At 74.4% G+C, this 16,399-nt stretch carries 13 protein-coding genes; 12 read left to right on the top strand and 1 reads right to left on the bottom strand.

The window, feature by feature from the left end; translation table 11 throughout:
* Positions 1–73 precede the first annotated feature (73 nt).
* From ACIBTX_RS19020 to ACIBTX_RS19000, 5 genes are all read left to right on the top strand, one after another.
* Positions 74–775 (top strand): response regulator transcription factor, encoded by a 702-nt coding sequence (locus ACIBTX_RS19020; RefSeq protein WP_357125763.1) that lies wholly within the window; start codon positions 74–76, stop codon positions 773–775.
* Positions 772–2,328 carry a sensor histidine kinase gene (locus tag ACIBTX_RS19015; RefSeq protein ID WP_396832803.1) on the top strand — a complete coding sequence of 519 codons (1,557 nt, stop codon included), beginning with the start codon at positions 772–774 and terminating at the stop codon, positions 2,326–2,328. The genes ACIBTX_RS19020 and ACIBTX_RS19015 overlap by 4 nt, the downstream gene beginning before the upstream one ends.
* A 62-nt stretch (positions 2,329–2,390) precedes the next feature.
* On the top strand, positions 2,391–4,094 hold the full coding sequence (locus ACIBTX_RS19010) for a trypsin-like peptidase domain-containing protein (RefSeq protein WP_357396526.1): 1,704 nt from the start codon (positions 2,391–2,393) through the stop codon (positions 4,092–4,094).
* Between the two features lie 170 nt (positions 4,095–4,264).
* Positions 4,265–4,933, top strand: a complete 669-nt coding sequence (locus ACIBTX_RS19005) for a BON domain-containing protein (RefSeq protein WP_357125754.1) — start codon at positions 4,265–4,267, stop codon at positions 4,931–4,933.
* A gap of 141 nt (positions 4,934–5,074) precedes the next feature.
* Positions 5,075–6,130, top strand: coding sequence for a glycosyltransferase family 4 protein (locus ACIBTX_RS19000; RefSeq protein ID WP_357126535.1), 1,056 nt, complete (start codon positions 5,075–5,077; stop codon positions 6,128–6,130).
* 15 nt (positions 6,131–6,145) lie between these two features.
* Here the strand turns inward: ACIBTX_RS19000 and ACIBTX_RS18995 are convergent, their stop codons facing one another.
* Positions 6,146–7,645, bottom strand: coding sequence for a protein kinase (locus tag ACIBTX_RS18995; protein WP_396832802.1), 1,500 nt, complete (start codon positions 7,643–7,645; stop codon positions 6,146–6,148).
* Positions 7,646–7,809: 164 nt separating this feature from the next.
* On the opposite strand from ACIBTX_RS18995, the gene ACIBTX_RS18990 reads away from it, so the two are divergent.
* From ACIBTX_RS18990 to ACIBTX_RS18960, 7 genes are all read left to right on the top strand, one after another.
* Positions 7,810–8,643: a patatin-like phospholipase family protein gene (locus ACIBTX_RS18990; protein ID WP_355052803.1), complete on the top strand. Its 834-nt coding sequence runs from the start codon at positions 7,810–7,812 to the stop codon at positions 8,641–8,643.
* Positions 8,643–9,659, top strand: coding sequence for a 1-acyl-sn-glycerol-3-phosphate acyltransferase (locus ACIBTX_RS18985; protein ID WP_396832801.1), 1,017 nt, complete (start codon positions 8,643–8,645; stop codon positions 9,657–9,659). Before ACIBTX_RS18990 ends, ACIBTX_RS18985 begins: the two co-directional genes overlap by 1 nt.
* Before the next feature lie 9 nt (positions 9,660–9,668).
* Positions 9,669–9,989, top strand: a complete 321-nt coding sequence (gene cutA / locus ACIBTX_RS18980; protein WP_357125743.1) for a divalent-cation tolerance protein CutA — start codon at positions 9,669–9,671, stop codon at positions 9,987–9,989.
* Between the two features lie 48 nt (positions 9,990–10,037).
* Positions 10,038–13,469 (top strand): SCO7613 C-terminal domain-containing membrane protein, encoded by a 3,432-nt coding sequence (locus tag ACIBTX_RS18975; RefSeq protein ID WP_396832800.1) that lies wholly within the window; start codon positions 10,038–10,040, stop codon positions 13,467–13,469.
* Between the two features lie 134 nt (positions 13,470–13,603).
* Positions 13,604–14,656 carry an acyl-CoA desaturase gene (locus ACIBTX_RS18970; protein ID WP_357175269.1) on the top strand — a complete coding sequence of 351 codons (1,053 nt, stop codon included), beginning with the start codon at positions 13,604–13,606 and terminating at the stop codon, positions 14,654–14,656.
* 69 nt (positions 14,657–14,725) lie between these two features.
* Positions 14,726–15,019, top strand: coding sequence for a 4a-hydroxytetrahydrobiopterin dehydratase (locus ACIBTX_RS18965; RefSeq protein ID WP_357399004.1), 294 nt, complete (start codon positions 14,726–14,728; stop codon positions 15,017–15,019).
* Positions 15,016–16,170 carry an FHA domain-containing protein gene (locus ACIBTX_RS18960; protein WP_357125731.1) on the top strand — a complete coding sequence of 385 codons (1,155 nt, stop codon included), beginning with the start codon at positions 15,016–15,018 and terminating at the stop codon, positions 16,168–16,170. Before ACIBTX_RS18965 ends, ACIBTX_RS18960 begins: the two co-directional genes overlap by 4 nt.
* The last annotated feature ends 229 nt before the right edge of the window (positions 16,171–16,399 follow it).

Below are 16,399 nucleotides of genomic sequence, written 5' to 3'. Positions count from 1 at the left end.
CGTTCGGCGACTCACAGGATTTTTCCAGCAAGCGTCCAGCGCCGGCGCAGTGAGTTCACCGATGATTGGGCCCATGGCCGCTACCCAGACCGAGGCGCGACTTCTCGTCGTCGAGGACGACCCCAACATCCTCGAACTGCTCTCCGCGAGCCTGCGCTTCGCGGGCTTCGACGTGGCAACCGCGACCAGCGGCAGCGCGGCCCTCAACGCCGCCAAGGACCACCGGCCCGACCTCGTCGTGCTCGACGTGATGCTGCCCGACCTCGACGGCTTCGAGGTCATCCGGATGCTGCGCGAGGGCGGTACGCGTACCCCGGTGGTCTTCCTGACCGCGCGGGACGCCACCGACGACAAGATCCGCGGGCTCACCCTGGGCGGCGACGACTACGTCACCAAGCCGTTCAGCCTGGAGGAGTTGACCGCCCGGATCCGCGCCGTGCTGCGTCGCACCTCCACCGGCGAGCAGACCCCGTCCCGGCTCACCTTCGCCGATCTGGAGCTGGACGAGGAGACCCACGAGGTGCACCGCGCCGGGCAGCGGGTGCAGCTCTCGCCGACCGAGTTCAAGCTGCTGCGCTACCTGATGCTCAACGCCAACCGGGTGCTGTCCAAGGCGCAGATCCTCGACCACGTCTGGAACTACGACTTCCGGGGCGACGACAACATCGTCGAGTCCTACATCTCCTACCTGCGGCGCAAGGTGGACACCGGGCAGCCCCGGCTGATCCACACCCTCCGCGGCGTGGGGTACGTGCTGCGCAAGCCGGCGGCGTGAACCCGGTCCACCAGGCGAAGGTGCGGGTCCGCGGCGTGCCGCTGCGGCTCAAGCTGGTCACCTCGGTGCTCACGCTGGTCGCCGTCGCGCTGCTGGTGATCAGCTCGCTGACCGCCTACTTCCTGCGCAACTACCTCCAGGGCCAGGTCGACGGGCAGGTGAGGTCGACCGCCCAGGGCCTCGGCCAGTTGCTCCCGAAGCTGCGCAGCGGTGAGGTCGGCGCGATGCTGCCCAGCGACTACGTCGTCATCGTGGCCGACGAGCAGCAGGTGTACCAGCCCAAATACGACCGTCTCAGCTACGACCCCGACCAACTGCCCGCGTTCCCCACCAGCCGCGCGGGATTCGAGGCGGCGGAGGGCGAGCCGCAGACCGTCCTGGCCCACAACGGCTACACCCGCTGGCGGGTGTACTACGCTCCCCAGCCGGACGGCTCGGTGCTGGCCGTGGGTCAGCCGCTGACCGACGTGGACCGGGCGGTGAAGCAGCTCGTCTGGATCGACCTGCTGGTCGGTGGCGCGGTGCTGATCATGCTGGCGTCGGTCGGCGCGGCGATCGTCCGGACCAGCCTCAAGCCTCTCGTCGAGATCGAACAGACCGCCGCCGCCATCGCCGGTGGCGACCTCAGCCGCCGGGTGCCCGACCCCGAACAGGGCCAGGAGCATCCCACCTCCGAGCTGGGGCGGTTGTCCCGCGCTTTGAACGCGATGCTCACCCAGATCGAGGCGGCGTTCACCGCTCGCGCGGCGTCCGAGACGGCCGCCCGTTCGGCGGAGAGCAGTGCCCGGGACGCCGCCGCCGCCGCCCAGACGTCCGAGGCGCGGGCCCGGCGCTCCGAGGAGCGGATGCGGCAGTTCGTGGCGGACGCCTCGCATGAGCTGCGGACCCCGCTGACCACCATCCGCGGCTTCGCCGAGCTGTACCGGCAGGGCGCGGCCCGCGCGCCGGAGCAGACCGCCGGCCTGCTGCGCCGGATCGAGGACGAGGCGGCCCGGATGGGTCTGCTGGTGGAGGACCTGCTGCTGCTGGCCCGGTTGGACCGGGAACGCCCGCTCTCGCTGGCCCCGGTGGAGCTGCCGGTGCTCGCCTCCGACGCGGTGCAGGCGGCCCGCGCGATGGCCCCGGACCGGCGGATCGACCTGGACATCGAGCCCGGATCGGGTCCGCTCGTCGTCTTCGCCGACGACGCGCGCCTGCGCCAGGTCATCGGCAACCTCGTCACCAACGCCCTCACCCACACCCCACCGGACGCCGAGATCCGCCTGCGACTGCGCGCCGAGACGGGCAACCTCGCCGTCATCGAGGTGGCGGACACCGGCCCGGGGCTCTCCCGGGAGCAGGCGGAGCGGGTGTTCGAGCGGTTCTACCGCGCCGACGCGGCGCGGACCCGACGCGCCGACGGCAACACCGGTACGGGCCTCGGCCTGGCCATCGTGGCGGCCCTGGTGACCGCCCACCACGGTTCGGTCGAGGTGGTGGAGACGCCGGGTGGTGGCGCGACCTTCCGGGTCCGGCTGCCGCTGCTGCCGTCGACCGAGGAGAGCGGCGAGTGACTTTCAGCCAACTTCCAGGACGGTTCCAGCTTGATCGCAGTGCCGGGGGAGAAGGTAGGGGCATGACCGAGTTCGAGTCCGACCCGCAGCGCCGGCCGGCCCCCACCGACGCCGAGCCGTCGCACCCCACCGCCGAGCTGCCGCGCGACGAGCGCGCGCAGTCCGACTCTCCGACCACCTCCCTTGCGACCCACGGGGACGCGACGCCGACCGCCGCCATGCCGGCCGCCGACGACGCGCCGACCGCGCCCGTCGCGCCCGTCGGCCAGCCCGCCGGGTACGAGCCACCGACCGGCACGCAGCCCGCCGGGTACGAGCCACCGACCGGCACGCAGCCCGCCGGGTACGAGCCACCGACCGCCGCGCAGCCCGCCGGGTACGAGCCGCCGACCGCCGGGTACCAGCCGGCTGCCGGCCAGCCCACCGGGTACGAGCCGCCGACCGCCGGCGCGTCCGCGCCGCCGTACCCGGTCTCCGGCCACCCGACGCCCGGCCAGCACGGCTACCCGCAGCCGTCCGACGGTCGCTACCCGGGTGCCCCCTGGTACGCGGGCCAGCAGTCCGGCTGGGCCGGCGGGGGCCAGCCGGGCGGGACCTACCCGCAGCACCCCGGACAGCACCCGCAGCACCCGGGACAGCACGCGCAGCACCCCGGACAGCCCGTGCCGCCCTGGGGTCCGCAGGCCACGCCGCCCGGTTCCGGGCCCCGACCGGGCCGGATCGCCAAGTTCGCCGGCGCCGGCGTCGCGGTGTTCGCCCTGATGCTCGGCTCCGGCGTGGCCGGTGGGGCGCTCGCGCTCGCCCTCGACGGCGACCGTGGCGGCGTCACCCGCACCTACACGGCAGCGCCGGTGCTCAACAGCGCGGACCTGCCGAAGATCGCCGCCGCCGTACAGGACAGCGTCGTCTCCATCGCCACCGACAGCGGTGAGGGCTCCGGCGTGGTGCTCACCGCCGACGGCTACGTGCTCACCAACAACCACGTGGTCGCCTCCGCGAGCGGGGACACCGTGCAGGTCGTCTTCGCCGACGGCAGGAACGTCCAGGCGAAGATCGTCGGCACCGACCCGAAGACCGACCTGGCCGTGGTCAAGGCCAACGGGGTGAGCGACCTCAAGCCGGCAAAGTTCGGCGACAGCGACGCCATGCAGGTCGGCGACCAGGTTCTCGCGCTGGGTAGCCCGCTCGGCCTCCAGGGCTCGGTGACCGCCGGCATCCTCAGCGCCCGGGACCGCACCATCCGGGCCGGCGAGGGCCAGCAGCAGGACCCGAGGCAGCAGGGCCAGGCCGTCAGCTCGATCTCCGGGCTGCTGCAGACCGACGCGCCGATCAACCCCGGCAACTCCGGTGGCGCGCTGGTCAACACCCGGGGTGAGGTCATCGGCGTCAACACCGCCATCGCCACCTCCGGGCAGAGCACCGGCAACATCGGCGTCGGCTTCGCCATCCCGAGCAACAAGGCCAAGGACGTCGCGGGCAAGCTCCAGCGCGGCGAGAAGGTCAGCCACCCGTCGCTCGGGGTCGGCGTCAACCAGGCCGAGGGCGGCGGCGCGCTGGTCGCCTCGGTTACCCCGGGCAGCCCCGCCGAGAAGGCCGGCCTCCAGCAGGGCGACGTGGTCACCCGCTTCGGCGACAAGCCGATCAACGACTCCGACGACCTGGTCGGCGCGGTGCAGGCCGGCAAGGTCGGCGACCGGGTCGAGCTGCACTTCAAGCGCAACGGGGCCGAGAAGACCGCGACGGTGACGCTCACCGAGACGTCCTGACCGACACCACAGAACCTGCCTCCCTCCGGCGGCGGGTGGCGGAGCCAAGGGGGTTGGCTCCGCCACCCGCCGCTTTTTCCACGGCGGTTCACCCGGTTCGGGTGAACCGCCGTCACCCGTGTGCCCGGAAGGCTCGGCGGGCGAGCCGGCGAGCGTACGGGGGTAGGCCGATGAGCACGGTGGATGTCGAGGACGACCAGCGGATCCAGCGGGACGTCCTGGCCGAGCTGGCCTGGGATCCGCAGGTGCTGCCGAACGAGATCGGGGTGACCGTCGACCGGGGGGTGGTCACCCTCACCGGGTACGTCGACGGCGCTGCCCGTGGCTGGGCGGCCACCCGGTGCGCCCAGCGGGTCCGGGGCGTACGCGCGGTGGCCGACGAGATCGAGGTACGGCTACCGGGGACGCCGGGGCGTACCGACGGTGACATCGCCCTCGCGGCGTCCCGCGCCCTCGAATGGGACAGTTTCGTACCCGCCGAGCGGCTGGACGTCAGCGTGGCCAACGGCTGGCTGATGCTGCGCGGCGAGGTCGAGTTCGGCTGGCAGCGCCGCGCCGCCGAGGGGGAGCTGCGCCGCCTGGACGGCGTACGGGGTGTCACGAACCTCGTCGAGGTGCGACCGTCGACGCCGCCGCCGGACGAGCGGACCCGGCAGGACGTCCAGCGCGCGCTGGCGCGGACGCTCGGCGGCGAACGAGTGACGGTGGAGGTGGACGGTGACACGCTGGTCCTCGCCGGGGTGGTCCGCTCGTGGTGGGAACGGGACCAGGTGGAGCGGGTGGCGTGGTCCACGCCGGGTGTGCGGGTCGTGCACGACCAACTCCTGGTCGGCGGGTGAGCGTCCGTCGTGTCCGGTTTATCGGTCGTCGCGGGGGGAACCCGCCGCGAACCATGCCGACCGGGGGACCAACGGGGAGGACTCGTGGCCGTGAACCACCCGCCCGCCGACCGCCCGCCGGAGCGGTCGTTGCGCATCGCGATGGTGGTCCCGCCCTGGCTGTCCGTGCCGCCGCCCGGCTACGGCGGCCTGGAACAGGTGGTGGCCGGCCTGGTGGACGCGTTGACCGCGCACGGTCACGCGCTGACGCTGTTCGGCGCCGGCGATCACCATGGCACCGCCGCCAGCGGTTTCGTCTCCACCGTGGCGGAGGTGCAGTACGAACGACTCGGCGAGTCCCTGCCGGAGCTGGCGCACCTGGCCCGGGTGAACCGCCTGATCACGCCGGCCGACTTCGACGTGATCCACGACCACAGCACGATCGGCCCGCTGGTGGCCGGTCGCCGGTCGGTGCCGACGGTGGCGACCGTGCACGGCAACCCGGTGGGGGAGTACGGCGACGTGCTCGGCGACGCCGACGAGAACGTCGCCCTGGTGGCCATCTCGCACGCCCAGCGTCGACTCAACACGGGCCTGCCCTGGGCCGGCACCGTGCACAACGCGCTGGACCTGCGGGGCTTTCCGCGCAAGACCGAGCCGGGCCCCGGGCCCGTGCTGTGGCTGGCCCGGTTCAGCCCGGACAAGGGTCCGGACGTCGCCATCCGCGCCTGCCGGGAGGCGGGCCTACCGCTGCTGCTGGCCGGCAAGTGCAACGAGCCGGCCGAGCGGCGCTACTACGAGCAGGTCGTCGAGCCGCTTCTCGACGAGGACGTGACAGTCGTCCTGAACGCCGACCGTGCCGAGACCCTGCGGATGCTCGTCGACGCCCGCTGTCTGATCATGCCGATCCAGTGGGACGAGCCGTTCGGGATGGTGATGCTGGAGGCGATGGCGACTGGTACGCCGGTGGTCGCGCTGGATCGGGGCGCGGTGCCGGAACTGGTGCGACCGGGACGAACCGGGCTGATCTGCCGAGGGCCTGAGGAGTTGCCCGCCGCGCTGCTGGCCGCGCGAGGGCTGGACCCGCGCGACTGCGTGGCGCACGTCGCCGAGAACTTCTCGGTCGAGCGGATGGCGTACGGCTACGAGGAGGTCTACCAGCGCTTCGCCCTCGGCCGGCCCGACGTGCGGCGCACCGCCACCGTCGCGGTGCGCTGACCGCCTCGCCCCGGATCAGACACGTGCCGCGCCCAGTTCGGCGATCGCGGCGTCGAGCCGCTGCGCGTACGCCGGGCTGATCGCTCCCTCGCCGAGCCGGACGGCGACCTTCGCCCGCAGCCGCGCCACCGATGGTGCCAGCTCGTCCCGGCCGGAGCTGACGGCGACGAGCAGGTTGCCCAGCGACTGGCGCAGGTCGAGGCCGACATCACTACGGATCTCCCCGTCGCGCACCCCGGCGTCGACAAGCCCGTTGACGCGGAGGCCAGCTTCGGCGAGGGTGCCCGGCCCGGCGGTGGACGCGACGCTGGGCGGCGCCGACGATTTCGCCGGCGCCGGTTGGAGCGGTTGGGTGGCGGGCGGATCGGTCGGCGGCTCGCTGGTTGCGGGCGTCGTCGGGCCGGCCGTGGGCTGGACCTGACGACGCAGCTGGTCGTCGGGGAGCAGGGCCACCCCGGCCAGCGCCACGGCGACGGCCAGGACCACCGGGATCAGCAGCAGCGCCGGACGTCGGAACGACCGGCCGGTACCGTCACCGGGCGAGGTCAGCGGCCGGGCCACGTCGTCGGCGCGTACCACCGTCACGACGCCCGCCCGCGCGGCCGGAGCAACGGCCGGCTGCGGCAACGAACCCGACAGGGTCGGGACCGGCACCGCGATCGTGGCGGTCGGCGGTTCGGGCGTCAGCAGGTGCCCGCGCAGCACGGTGGCGACCTGCCGGGCCGTCGGCCGGTCGGCCGGGTCGCGGGCGAGGCTGCGCAGGCAGATCCGGGCGACCTCGGTGGGCAGCTCCGGCACGCCGGCCAGCGTCGGCGCGGGGCCGCCGGCGAGCGCGGCGCTGAGCTGTTCCCAGGTGTCCGCCGGGTACGGCACCCGCCCGGTCAACGCCTCGTGCAGCAGGACGCCGAGCGAGTAGACGTCGGTGGCCGGCTGGGCGGGCGCGCCGTCGAGGCGTTCCGGGGCGACGTACGCCGGGGTGCCGAAGGTGCCGCCGTCCTCGTCCTCGTCCGGTGCGCCGATCCGGGTGGCGATGCCGAAGTCGAGGACCTTCACCCCCATCGCCGTCATCATGACGTTGGCCGGGGTGATGTCCCGGTGCACGATGCCCAGCCGGTGCGCGGCGGCCAGCGCGTCGGCGACCTGGGCCCCCACCTCGACGGCCTCGGGCCACGGCAGCGGCCCCTCGGTGAGCCGTAGCTCCAGCTCCTCGCCGCTGAGCAGCTCCATCACGACGAACGAGGTGATGGAGCCGTCCGGGTCGACCGTCTCGCCGTAGTCGTGCACCGACGTCACGTGCGGGTGCACCAACTGGGCGGCGGCGCGCGCCTCCTCCCGCACCATGTCGCGGAACCGCGCGTCGGCGGCCAGCGAGGCGGCGAGCACCTTGAGCGCCACGAAGCGGTCGAGCACCTCGTCCCGCGCGCGCCAGATGACCGACATGCCGCCGGCACCGATCTGGTCGATGAGTCGGTACCTGCGGGCCAGCAAGCGGCCCGGATGCAATGCTGCCTTCACGGATCGCACCTGCCCTCGGGGTGGGAGCGGTATCAGGTTGCGCGAATGTGTCCACCCTGTCAACGCCGACGGTACGGATCGTCGGCGGACGGTGGCTGGGGTGCGCCGACCGTCCGCTGGCGGCGGGCCGTGGGTGGGCGGCGGGCCCGTGCCAGGATGAGGACATGGCTCCGGGACCGGTGGCGTTCGTACTCGGCGGCGGCGGGGTGCTCGGCGCCGTCGAGGTGGGCATGCTGCGCGCGCTGTTCCGCGCCGGCATCCAGCCCGACATGGTGCTCGGCACGTCGATCGGCGCGGTCAACGGCGCGCTGGTCGCCGCCGACCCGTCCGAGGCGGTGACCGACCGGCTGGTCCGGCTCTGGGCGTCACCCGAGGCCAGCGAGGTGTACGGCGACTCGGTCGCCCGACAACTGCGCCGCTTCGCCGCCCGTACCCATCTGCACTCGCCCCGGCCGCTGCGCCGGCTGCTCGAATCCGAGCTGGGCGTGGACACCACCTTCGCCGACCTGCGGGTGCCGTTCCGCTGCTGCGCCGCCCACATCGAGCGGGCCGCCGAGCACTGGTTCACCAGCGGCCCGGTCGTTCCGGCGGTGTTGGCGTCGGCGTCGGTGCCGGGCCTGCTCCCGCCCACGGAGATCGACGGCGCGCACTACATCGACGGCGGCATCGTCAACTCGATCCCGATCGGCGAGGCGGTGGCCGCGGGCGCGAGTCAGGTCTTCGTCCTTCAGGTGGGCCGGATCGAACGGGAGCTGACGCCGCCCCGGCGGCCGTGGGAGATCGCGCAGGTGGCGTTCGAGATCTCCCGCCGGCACCGTTTCTTCCGGGAGATGGCCGCGCTGCCCGAGGGGGTGGAGGTGCACGTCCTCCCGACCGGTGGGCTGAATCCGCGCGACGACACGCCGTGGGCGTACCGGGACATGGCGGCGGTGGGCCGCCGGATCAGCCGGGCGTACACCGCTTCCCGCCGCTACCTCGCCACTCACGTGGAACGCTGATGCCGCTTCCTCCCAGGTGGTTGCGGCGGCTGCTGATCGCTCCCGGCGTGGTGCTGCTCGCGGTGGTCGTGGTGACCACGCTGCCGGTCTGGGCGCTGCTGGCCGCGGCTGCCTCACCGCTGGTCCCGGGCCGGCTGCGTCCGTTGCGACTGCTCTGGATCGGCTGTGTCTACCTGGTCTGGGACGCCGCCGCGCTGCTCGCCCTGTTCGTCCTCTGGCTCGCCTCGGGCTTCGGTTGGCGCAGCCGGTCGCCGGCCTTCCAGCGCGCGCACTACGTGCTGGCCGGCTGGTTCCTGCGGGTGCTGTTCTGGCAGGCCCGCTGGTCGCTGCGGCTGAGCATCGACGTGGTCGGCACCGACCCGGACACTGCCCTGCCCGGGCGGCCCGAGCTGGTGCTGTGCCGGCACGCCGGGCCGGGCGACTCGTTCATCCTGATCCACGGGCTGGTCAACTGGTTCAAGCGGGAGCCGCGGATCGTCCTCAAGGACAGCCTCCAGTGGGACCCGGCGATCGACGTGCTGCTCAACAGGTTGCCCAACCGGTTCATCGCGCCCATGGCGGAGCGTGGCGAGGAGACCGTACGCCAGGTCGGGCACCTGGCCACCGGCCTGGACGACAACGACGCCTTCGTGATCTTCCCGGAGGGCGGCAACTTCACCCCGAGGCGGCGACTGCGCGCCATCGCCCGGCTCCGCTCGCTCGGTATGGAACGCATGGCGAGGCGTGCCGAACGCATGCGCCACGTGCTCGCCCCGCAGCCCGGTGGGGTGCTCGCCGCGTTGGACGCCGCACCGGACGCCGGGGTCATCTTCGTCGCCCACACCGGCCTGGACCAGCTGGTCAGCATCGGCGACGTGTGGCGGGAACTGCCCATGGACAAGCGGATCGTGATGCGGTTCTGGTCGGTGCCGCCGGAGGAGGTGCCGACCGGGCGGCAGCAGCGCATCGACTGGCTCTTCGACTGGTGGGCGCAGATCGACACGTGGATCGCCGCCAACCGTGAGGTCTCCGCGTAGGGTGCGCTCGTGGAGCAGATCTGCGTGGTGACGACGGTGGTGGATGCGCGTTCGGTCGCGGACGTGTTGGCGGCCGCGGCCGTCGCCGGGCGGCTCGCCGCCTGTGCCCAGGTCGGCGGTCAGGTGGACAGCACCTACTGGTGGCGCTCCGGAGTGGAGACCAGCACCGAGTGGTCCGTGCTGTTCAAGACCGCGCCGGACCGGTTGGCCGCGCTGGTGGACCAGATCCGGGCCAGCCATCCGTACGAGGTTCCGGAGATCCTCGTGTCCAGGGTGGAGAGCGGGGACCCCGCCTACGCGGCCTGGGTGCACGACCACACCCGCCCCTAGGTACGCCTACTCTGGGCCGTACCCCACCGGCTTGTCGATGATGACCGGGTGGACGACACCCGCTATCCCTGCCCCGCCTGCGGCGGCCCGGCCGACCTGAGCGCCGGTTGCGCCGGTTGCCACCGCCCACCGGACCCGACGGCGGCCGAGGTGGTCCGACTCGGCCGGGAGGTGGCTCGGCTCGAACCCGAGGTTGAGCGGGCCCGCCGGACGTACACCGAGTTGGCGGGCCTGCTGGCGGCGACCTCGCGGCGGCGTGCCGAGCTGGCTGCCGTCGTGCGGGCACAGCGGGCGGCGGGGACTCCGGTCGTGCCGGCGACGCCGCTCGCCGCGTCGACGCCAGCGGTGGGTACGCCGGCACCCGGTGTGGCGGAGACCTCGACGCGGACCGTCCAGGGGCTGCTGTTCGTCCTGGGTGGACTGCTGCTCGGCACGGCGGCGGTGGTCTTCACGGCGGTGGCCTGGGCGGCTGTGGGGGTCGGTGGCCGGGCGTTGATCCTGGCGGCGGTCACGGCCCTGGTCCTGGCCGTCCCGCTGCTGGTGGTCCGGCGGGGTCTACGGGGGACGGCGGAGACGTTCGCCGCGGTGGGCCTGCTGCTGGTGTTGCTCGACGGGTACGCCGCCTGGTCGGTGGACCTGGCCGGGGTGTCCGCTTGGCCGGGCACCCGGTACGCCGCGCTGGTCGGGGGGGTCAGCGCGGTGGTCGCCGTCGCGTACGGGCGGCTCAGCGGGTTGGCCGGGCCCTGGTTCACCGCGCTGGTGGCGGCCCAGCCGGTGCTGCCGCTGCTCGCGGTGGAGGCCGAGGTCGGCGCGGACGGCTGGGCGCTGGTGTTGCTCGGGGTGGCCCTGCTCGACCTGGGGGTGCTGGTCGCGCTGCGCGACGGGGTGGCGGGCGGCCGGCTCGCCGGTCGGGTGCTCGCCGGGGTGGGTCACGTCGGCGCGCTGGTCGCCGCCGCCGCGGGTGCGCTGGTGCCGTTGCTGCTGGGGCGGGCTCCCGGTACGCCGCTGCTGGCCGGGGCGCCGTTGCTGCTGGTCGCGGTGACGGGGGTCGGCGCGGCGTGGCTGGTCGGCGGCGCGGCGCTGCGGGCGGTGACCGCGGGGCTGCTGGTTCCGGTGCTCGCCGCCGCGCTGCTGCGCCCGGTGGGCGAGCTGCGTCCGTCGCTGCTGCTGCTCGCGGCGTCGGCGGTGGCGCTCGTCCTGGCGGGGGTGGTGCGGTTGCTGCCCACCGGTTGGCGTGCCGGGCCGCGTGCCGGCGCGCTGCTGGTCGCCGCCGGCACGGCGCAGATCACGGTGCTGATCACCGGCGCGTTGGCGGTGGCCGCCGCCGCCCGGTCGCTGCCACCGTGGCACGGGGCCGGTGGGGGGCCGGACCTGAGTTGGGGGTGGCAGCTGGCGCCCGCCGTGGCACTGGCGCTGGCCGCGACCGTGTCGCTGCTGCCTCGACGCCTGTGGGCGGTGCTCGCCTCGGCCGGCGCGGTGGCGGTGCTGCTCGCCGTTCCGGCCGGCTGGACGGCGTCGTGGGCGACGGTGGTGGCCGTGGACCTGGTGGGTGCGTCCATGCTGCTGCTCGCCGTGCTCGCCCGTCCGGCGACCCGACCGGCGATTCTGCTCGGCTGGGCGTCCGGCGGCGCGGTCCTGCTCGGGCACGCGCTGCTGGTGGCGCTTGCCGATCCGGTCGGCGTGGCGGTGGCGTTGGGCACCGCCGGGATGCTCGGGGTGGCGGTGGCGTCGCGGCGGGGGGTCGGGGCGTACCGCCGGGTGGCGGGTGTGGGTGTGCTGGTCGCGCAGCTCGCGCTGCCCGGCGTCGCCGCGACGGCGGTGTTCGCGGCCGGCTCGCCGCCGTGGTGGCAGGCCCGCGCGGCCCTGGCCGCCGCCGGGCTCTCGCTGGTCGCGGTGCTCGCGGTGCGTCGCCGCCGGACCGACCTCATCGGGTACGCGGTGCCGGGCTCGGTGGTCGCCGCGCTGGCGGCCGGGGTCGCGCCGCTGCTGGCGGCGGGGGACGAGCCGGTGACGTTGTACGCCGCGCTGGCGGCGCTCGGCGTCGTGCTCGTCGCCCGTTGGGGCGGCCTGTCGGCGACCGGTGACGAGCCGGCCGGGCCGGGGGAACAGCCGGCGGTCGAGGGGCCGTCGATGGTCGGCGTGTCGGGTGTGCTGGTGGCGGCGGGTGCGGTGCTGGCGGGGGTCGCGGCGCTGGCCGCGTTGCCGGCGGTGTGGGGGGCGCTGTTCACGCCGTACGGCATCCCCGGGCCGGTCTGGTCCGGCGCGCCGACCGTCGTCGCCGACCGTGGGCTGCTCCCCGCGGGGCTGGCGCTCGGCACGCTGGCGGTGGCGGCGGTGCTGGCCGGTTGGCGGGTACGCCCACCCGTGCTGGCGGCCGTGCCGTTCGCCGGTGCCGCGCTGCCGGTGCTGCTCGTCGCGGTGGGCGCGCCCTGGCCGGTGCTGCCGGCGGCCACCCTGCTCGCCGGGGTGTCCGCGCTGCTGCTCGCCGCGCTGCTGACGCCCCGGTGGGCGCTCGCGTCGCTCGTCGCACCGACGGGGGCGGTGCTGGCCGTGTCCGGGGTGACGGGGTTCCTGGCCACCCGGTCCGGCACGCTCGTGGCCGAGGGCACGCTCGTCGTGGCCGCCGTGGTCATCGGCGTCGGGGCGCGGCTGGCCGGGGTACGCGTCGCCGGCAGCGTCGCGGCGGTGGGGGCGGCGTGCGCGTTGGCGGTGTCGGCGACGCTCGCCGGCGGGCTGCCGGTGCGGGCGGCGGCGTACCCGCTGCTGGGGGTGGCCGTGCTGGTCCTCGCCGTTGCCGCCGCGAGCGGCCGGCGGCTGGTCGTCGGCCGGGTGCTGGATGCCGCCGCGCAGGCGGTGGCGCTGGTGGCGGCGGTGCTCGCCGTCGAGTCGGCCCGGCATCTCGCGACCGTCTGCGTGCTGTGGGGGGTGGCCGTGGCGCTGCGGCTGCTGCGGCAGGGCGAGCCGGCCGGTCGACGGTGGCGGTTCGCGGCCGTCGCCGCCGGCAGTGAGCTGCTCGGGGCGTGGGTGCTGCTGGCGGCGGGCGGGGTGACCGTGCTGGAGGCGTACACCCTGCCGGCGGCGGCGCTCGCCGTCGGGGCGGGGCTGCTGGCGATGCGGAGCCGGCCGGGGCTGACCAGTTGGCCGGCGCTCGGTCCGGGGCTGGTCGCGGCGCTGGTGCCGAGCCTGGTGTCGGTGCTGGCCGGGCCGGACCCGCAGCCGTGGCGGCGGCTGCTGCTCGGAGCGGCGGCACTGGGCATCGTGTTGGCCGGGGCCCGCCGTCGCTGGCAGGCGCCGGTGCTGGTCGGGGGCGTGGTGTTGGCGGCCCTGGCGCTGCACGAGCTGGCCCGTGGCTGGGACCTGCTACCCCGGTGGATCTACCTGGGCGTCGGCGGGTTGGCGTTGATCGGGTTGGCCGCGAGCTACGAGCGGCGGCGGCGTGACCTGGCCCGACTGCGCGCCGTGGTGGCCCGGCTGGGCTGAGTCGAGGTCGGGGGGTAGGGCTCGCCCTACCCCCCGTACGGGGGTTCCCAGGGTTACTCAGCGCAACTTTTTTGGGCAGGGTTGACGGTGAGCCCGGACCGTCCGGTCCGATCCACATGAAGCGGGGAGCAGCGATGGCGCTCGGAGCGGTGGCGGAACGGCCCGCACGACGGCGGGGTAGTGACTACGCACAGTTGTCCCGACGGGTCAGTCAGGCCGGTCTGCTGGAGCGGCGGCCCGCCTCGTACGTCGCCCGGATCGTGCTCACCCTCGGCGCGTTCGTGGCCGGCTGGGTCGCTGTGGTCCTCGTCGGCGACTCCTGGTGGCAGGTGGCGCTGGCCGTCGTGCTGGCGGTCGCCACCACCCAGGTCGCGTTCCTGGGCCACGACGCGGGACACCGCCAGATGTTCCGTCGTCGCCTTCCCAGCGAGCTGGTCGGGTTGGTCGCCGGCAACGCGGCGGTCGGGCTCAGCTACGGCTGGTGGGTCGACAAGCACAACCGGCACCACGCCAACCCGAACCACGAGGACGAGGACCCGGACGTCGGGGCGGGCGCCCTGGTGTGGACGTACGAGCAGGCACTGGGTACGCGAGGGTTCGGTCGGTGGCTGGCGCGACGGCAGGCGTACCTGTTCTTTCCGATGCTGCTGTTGGAGGGTCTGAACCTGCACGCGGCGAGCATCCGGGCGATCGTCGGCCGGGGGCCGGACGGCCGGTACGCCACCCCGATGCGGCACCGCGCGGCCGAGGCGGCGCTGCTCGTGGCACACACCGTCGGCTACGTGGCGCTGCTGCTGGCGGTCATGTCGCCGGGCAAGGCGCTGCTCTTCGCCGCCGTGCACCAGGCGCTGTGGGGCCTCTACATGGGCTGCGCGTTCGCGCCGAACCACAAGGGCATGCCGATGCCGACCGCCGAGGACGAGTTGGACTTCCTCCGCAAGCAGGTGCTGACCTCGCGCAACGTGCGGGGCAGCCGGCTGGTCGACACCGCGCTGGGCGGGCTCAACTACCAGATCGAGCATCACCTGTTCCCGAACATGCCCCGGGCCAACCTGCGCCGGGCGCAGCCGATCGTGCGCGCCTACTGTGCCGAGCAGGGCATCTCGTACGCGGAAACGGGTCTGGTCGAGTCGTACCGGCAGGCGCTCGCTCACCTGCACGAGGTGGGCCGGCCGTTGCGCGGCTGACGCGTCCCGCTGTGCCGTCCACCGGTGGCGCGTCGGACGCGGCGGGTGCGCCACCGGTAGGGTCTGGTCATGGCAGACCTGCTCACCGCGGACGCGGTGCGGAGAGAGCTGGGCGGGTTGTCCGACTGGTCGGGCGACCCGACCGGTATCGGCCGTACCGTCCAGCTCGGCAGTTTCCCGGACGCCATCGCGGTGGTGGACCGGGTGGCGGCGGTGGCCGAGGAGATCGACCACCATCCCGACATCGACATCCGATGGCGGACCCTGACCTTCCGCTGTGTCACGCACTCGGCCGGCGGGGTCACCCACCGGGACATCGAGCTGGCCAGGCGGATTGACGACATCGTCCGGAGCGCGGCATGAGATTTGAGATCAGCAAGGTGCTGGACGCCATCGAGGGGCGGGTCTGCACCGACCCGTCGCTGGTCCGGGCGGTGCTCGACCTGGCCGAGATCATTCGCTACCAGGACATCGACGGCGGTCGGCCGGCGAGCCTGCTGCGCCTCGGCATGGTCATCGACGCGCTCTCCCGCGAGTTGGAGGAGGACAGCGTCCAGGTGTACGCGGTGGTGCACCGCGCGCTGCTCTCCGACGCCGACCTGACCTCCAACGAGCGGATGGTGGTCCGCCGCTGGGCGGACGACGGGCTGGTCGAGGTGCTCGACAATCCCGGTGACCGGATGCTGGAGGTGGCCGACCTGCTGGGCGTGCCGGTGCTCACCCGGGTCCGTTTCGACGGGCTGCGTGGGCGGTTCCCGTGGCTGGTCGAGCAGCCCGGTCGGGTGGTCGCCCCGGTGCCGGGCGCGGGTGGTCCGGTGTTCATCGCGCACGTCGGCGGCGGGCACGCCCCGGTCGCCGGCAAGCGCTCGCCCACCGGTGCGAAGCTGCTGGCCCGCCAGTGGCGGTGCCCGGAGTCGGGGTGCGCGCTGTTCGGCGGCGGTGGTGGGGGTGGCGCGTTCGCCGACCTCGCCGGCGGCGCCGACCGTAGTCCGGCCGCGCAGCCGCCGCCCTCGCTGCGCAACGGCGTACCGACCTGCCCCCGACACGGCGCGCGGCTCGGTGACGTGGGCCCGCGTCCGCGTACGGAGGTGCTCGCGGTGCGCGTCGGCGGCCTGGTCCGGCGGCGGTTCGTGCTCAGTGAGGAGCAGCCGGTGGTGGCCGGCCGGGCACCCGAGCAGGAGGGCGGGATCATGCTCGGGCAGTGGCTCAACGACGAGGCCCGGCGGTGGATCAGCCGTGGTCACGTCCACTTCGAGCTGCGGGTCGGCGAGGTCATCGTGACCGACATCAGCACCAACGGCTCGGGCATCCGACCGGCCGGCTCGATGGCCGAGTCGGACCGGATTCCGCTGGCCCCGCAGCAGTCCCGGGTCCTCGGCGAGAACGACATGATCGAGCTGTACCCCGGCGTGCAGATCGGCCGCGCCGAGGAGTTGCCCACCGGCGCCCCGTTCACCCCCACCTCGGTAATGGCCGAGGCTCCCACCATGGCGATGCGCCTACCCCGTCCGTGACGCGAGTGGCGGGGGGGGGGGGGGGGGGGGCGCCCCCCCCCCCCCCGGGGCGGGGGGCGCCCCCCCCCCCCCCCGCCGCGGGGGGGGGGGGGGGGGGGGGGGGGGGGGGGGGGGGGGGGGGGGGGGGGGGGGGGGGGGTTTGGGGGGGGGGGAGGGTGGTGGTGATTCGGACGGTGGTGCCGGCGGAGCTGGTGGCGATCTCCATCGCGTCGGTCAGCTCGCGGGCCAG

It is taken from the genome of Micromonospora sp. NPDC049359, assembly GCF_044466585.1.
Lineage (GTDB): Bacteria > Actinomycetota > Actinomycetes > Mycobacteriales > Micromonosporaceae > Micromonospora.
Note: the sequence above shows the minus strand (reverse complement) of the source record. Positions and strands in the feature narration are given on the sequence as shown.

Excerpts from the sequence above, each read along its gene's own strand:
- ACIBTX_RS19020 (WP_357125763.1), top strand. The coding sequence starts at position 74 with ATGGCCGCTACCCAGACCGAGGCGCGACTTCTCGTCGTCGAGGACGAC.
- ACIBTX_RS19000 (WP_357126535.1), top strand. The coding sequence starts at position 5,075 with ATGGTGGTCCCGCCCTGGCTGTCCGTGCCGCCGCCCGGCTACGGCGGC.
- ACIBTX_RS18960 (WP_357125731.1), top strand. The coding sequence starts at position 15,016 with ATGAGATTTGAGATCAGCAAGGTGCTGGACGCCATCGAGGGGCGGGTC.
- ACIBTX_RS19005 (WP_357125754.1), top strand. The coding sequence starts at position 4,265 with ATGAGCACGGTGGATGTCGAGGACGACCAGCGGATCCAGCGGGACGTC.
- ACIBTX_RS18985 (WP_396832801.1), top strand. The coding sequence starts at position 8,643 with ATGCCGCTTCCTCCCAGGTGGTTGCGGCGGCTGCTGATCGCTCCCGGC.
- ACIBTX_RS19010 (WP_357396526.1), top strand. The coding sequence starts at position 2,391 with ATGACCGAGTTCGAGTCCGACCCGCAGCGCCGGCCGGCCCCCACCGAC.
- ACIBTX_RS18970 (WP_357175269.1), top strand. The coding sequence starts at position 13,604 with ATGGCGCTCGGAGCGGTGGCGGAACGGCCCGCACGACGGCGGGGTAGT.
- ACIBTX_RS18990 (WP_355052803.1), top strand. The coding sequence starts at position 7,810 with ATGGCTCCGGGACCGGTGGCGTTCGTACTCGGCGGCGGCGGGGTGCTC.
- ACIBTX_RS18965 (WP_357399004.1), top strand. The coding sequence starts at position 14,726 with ATGGCAGACCTGCTCACCGCGGACGCGGTGCGGAGAGAGCTGGGCGGG.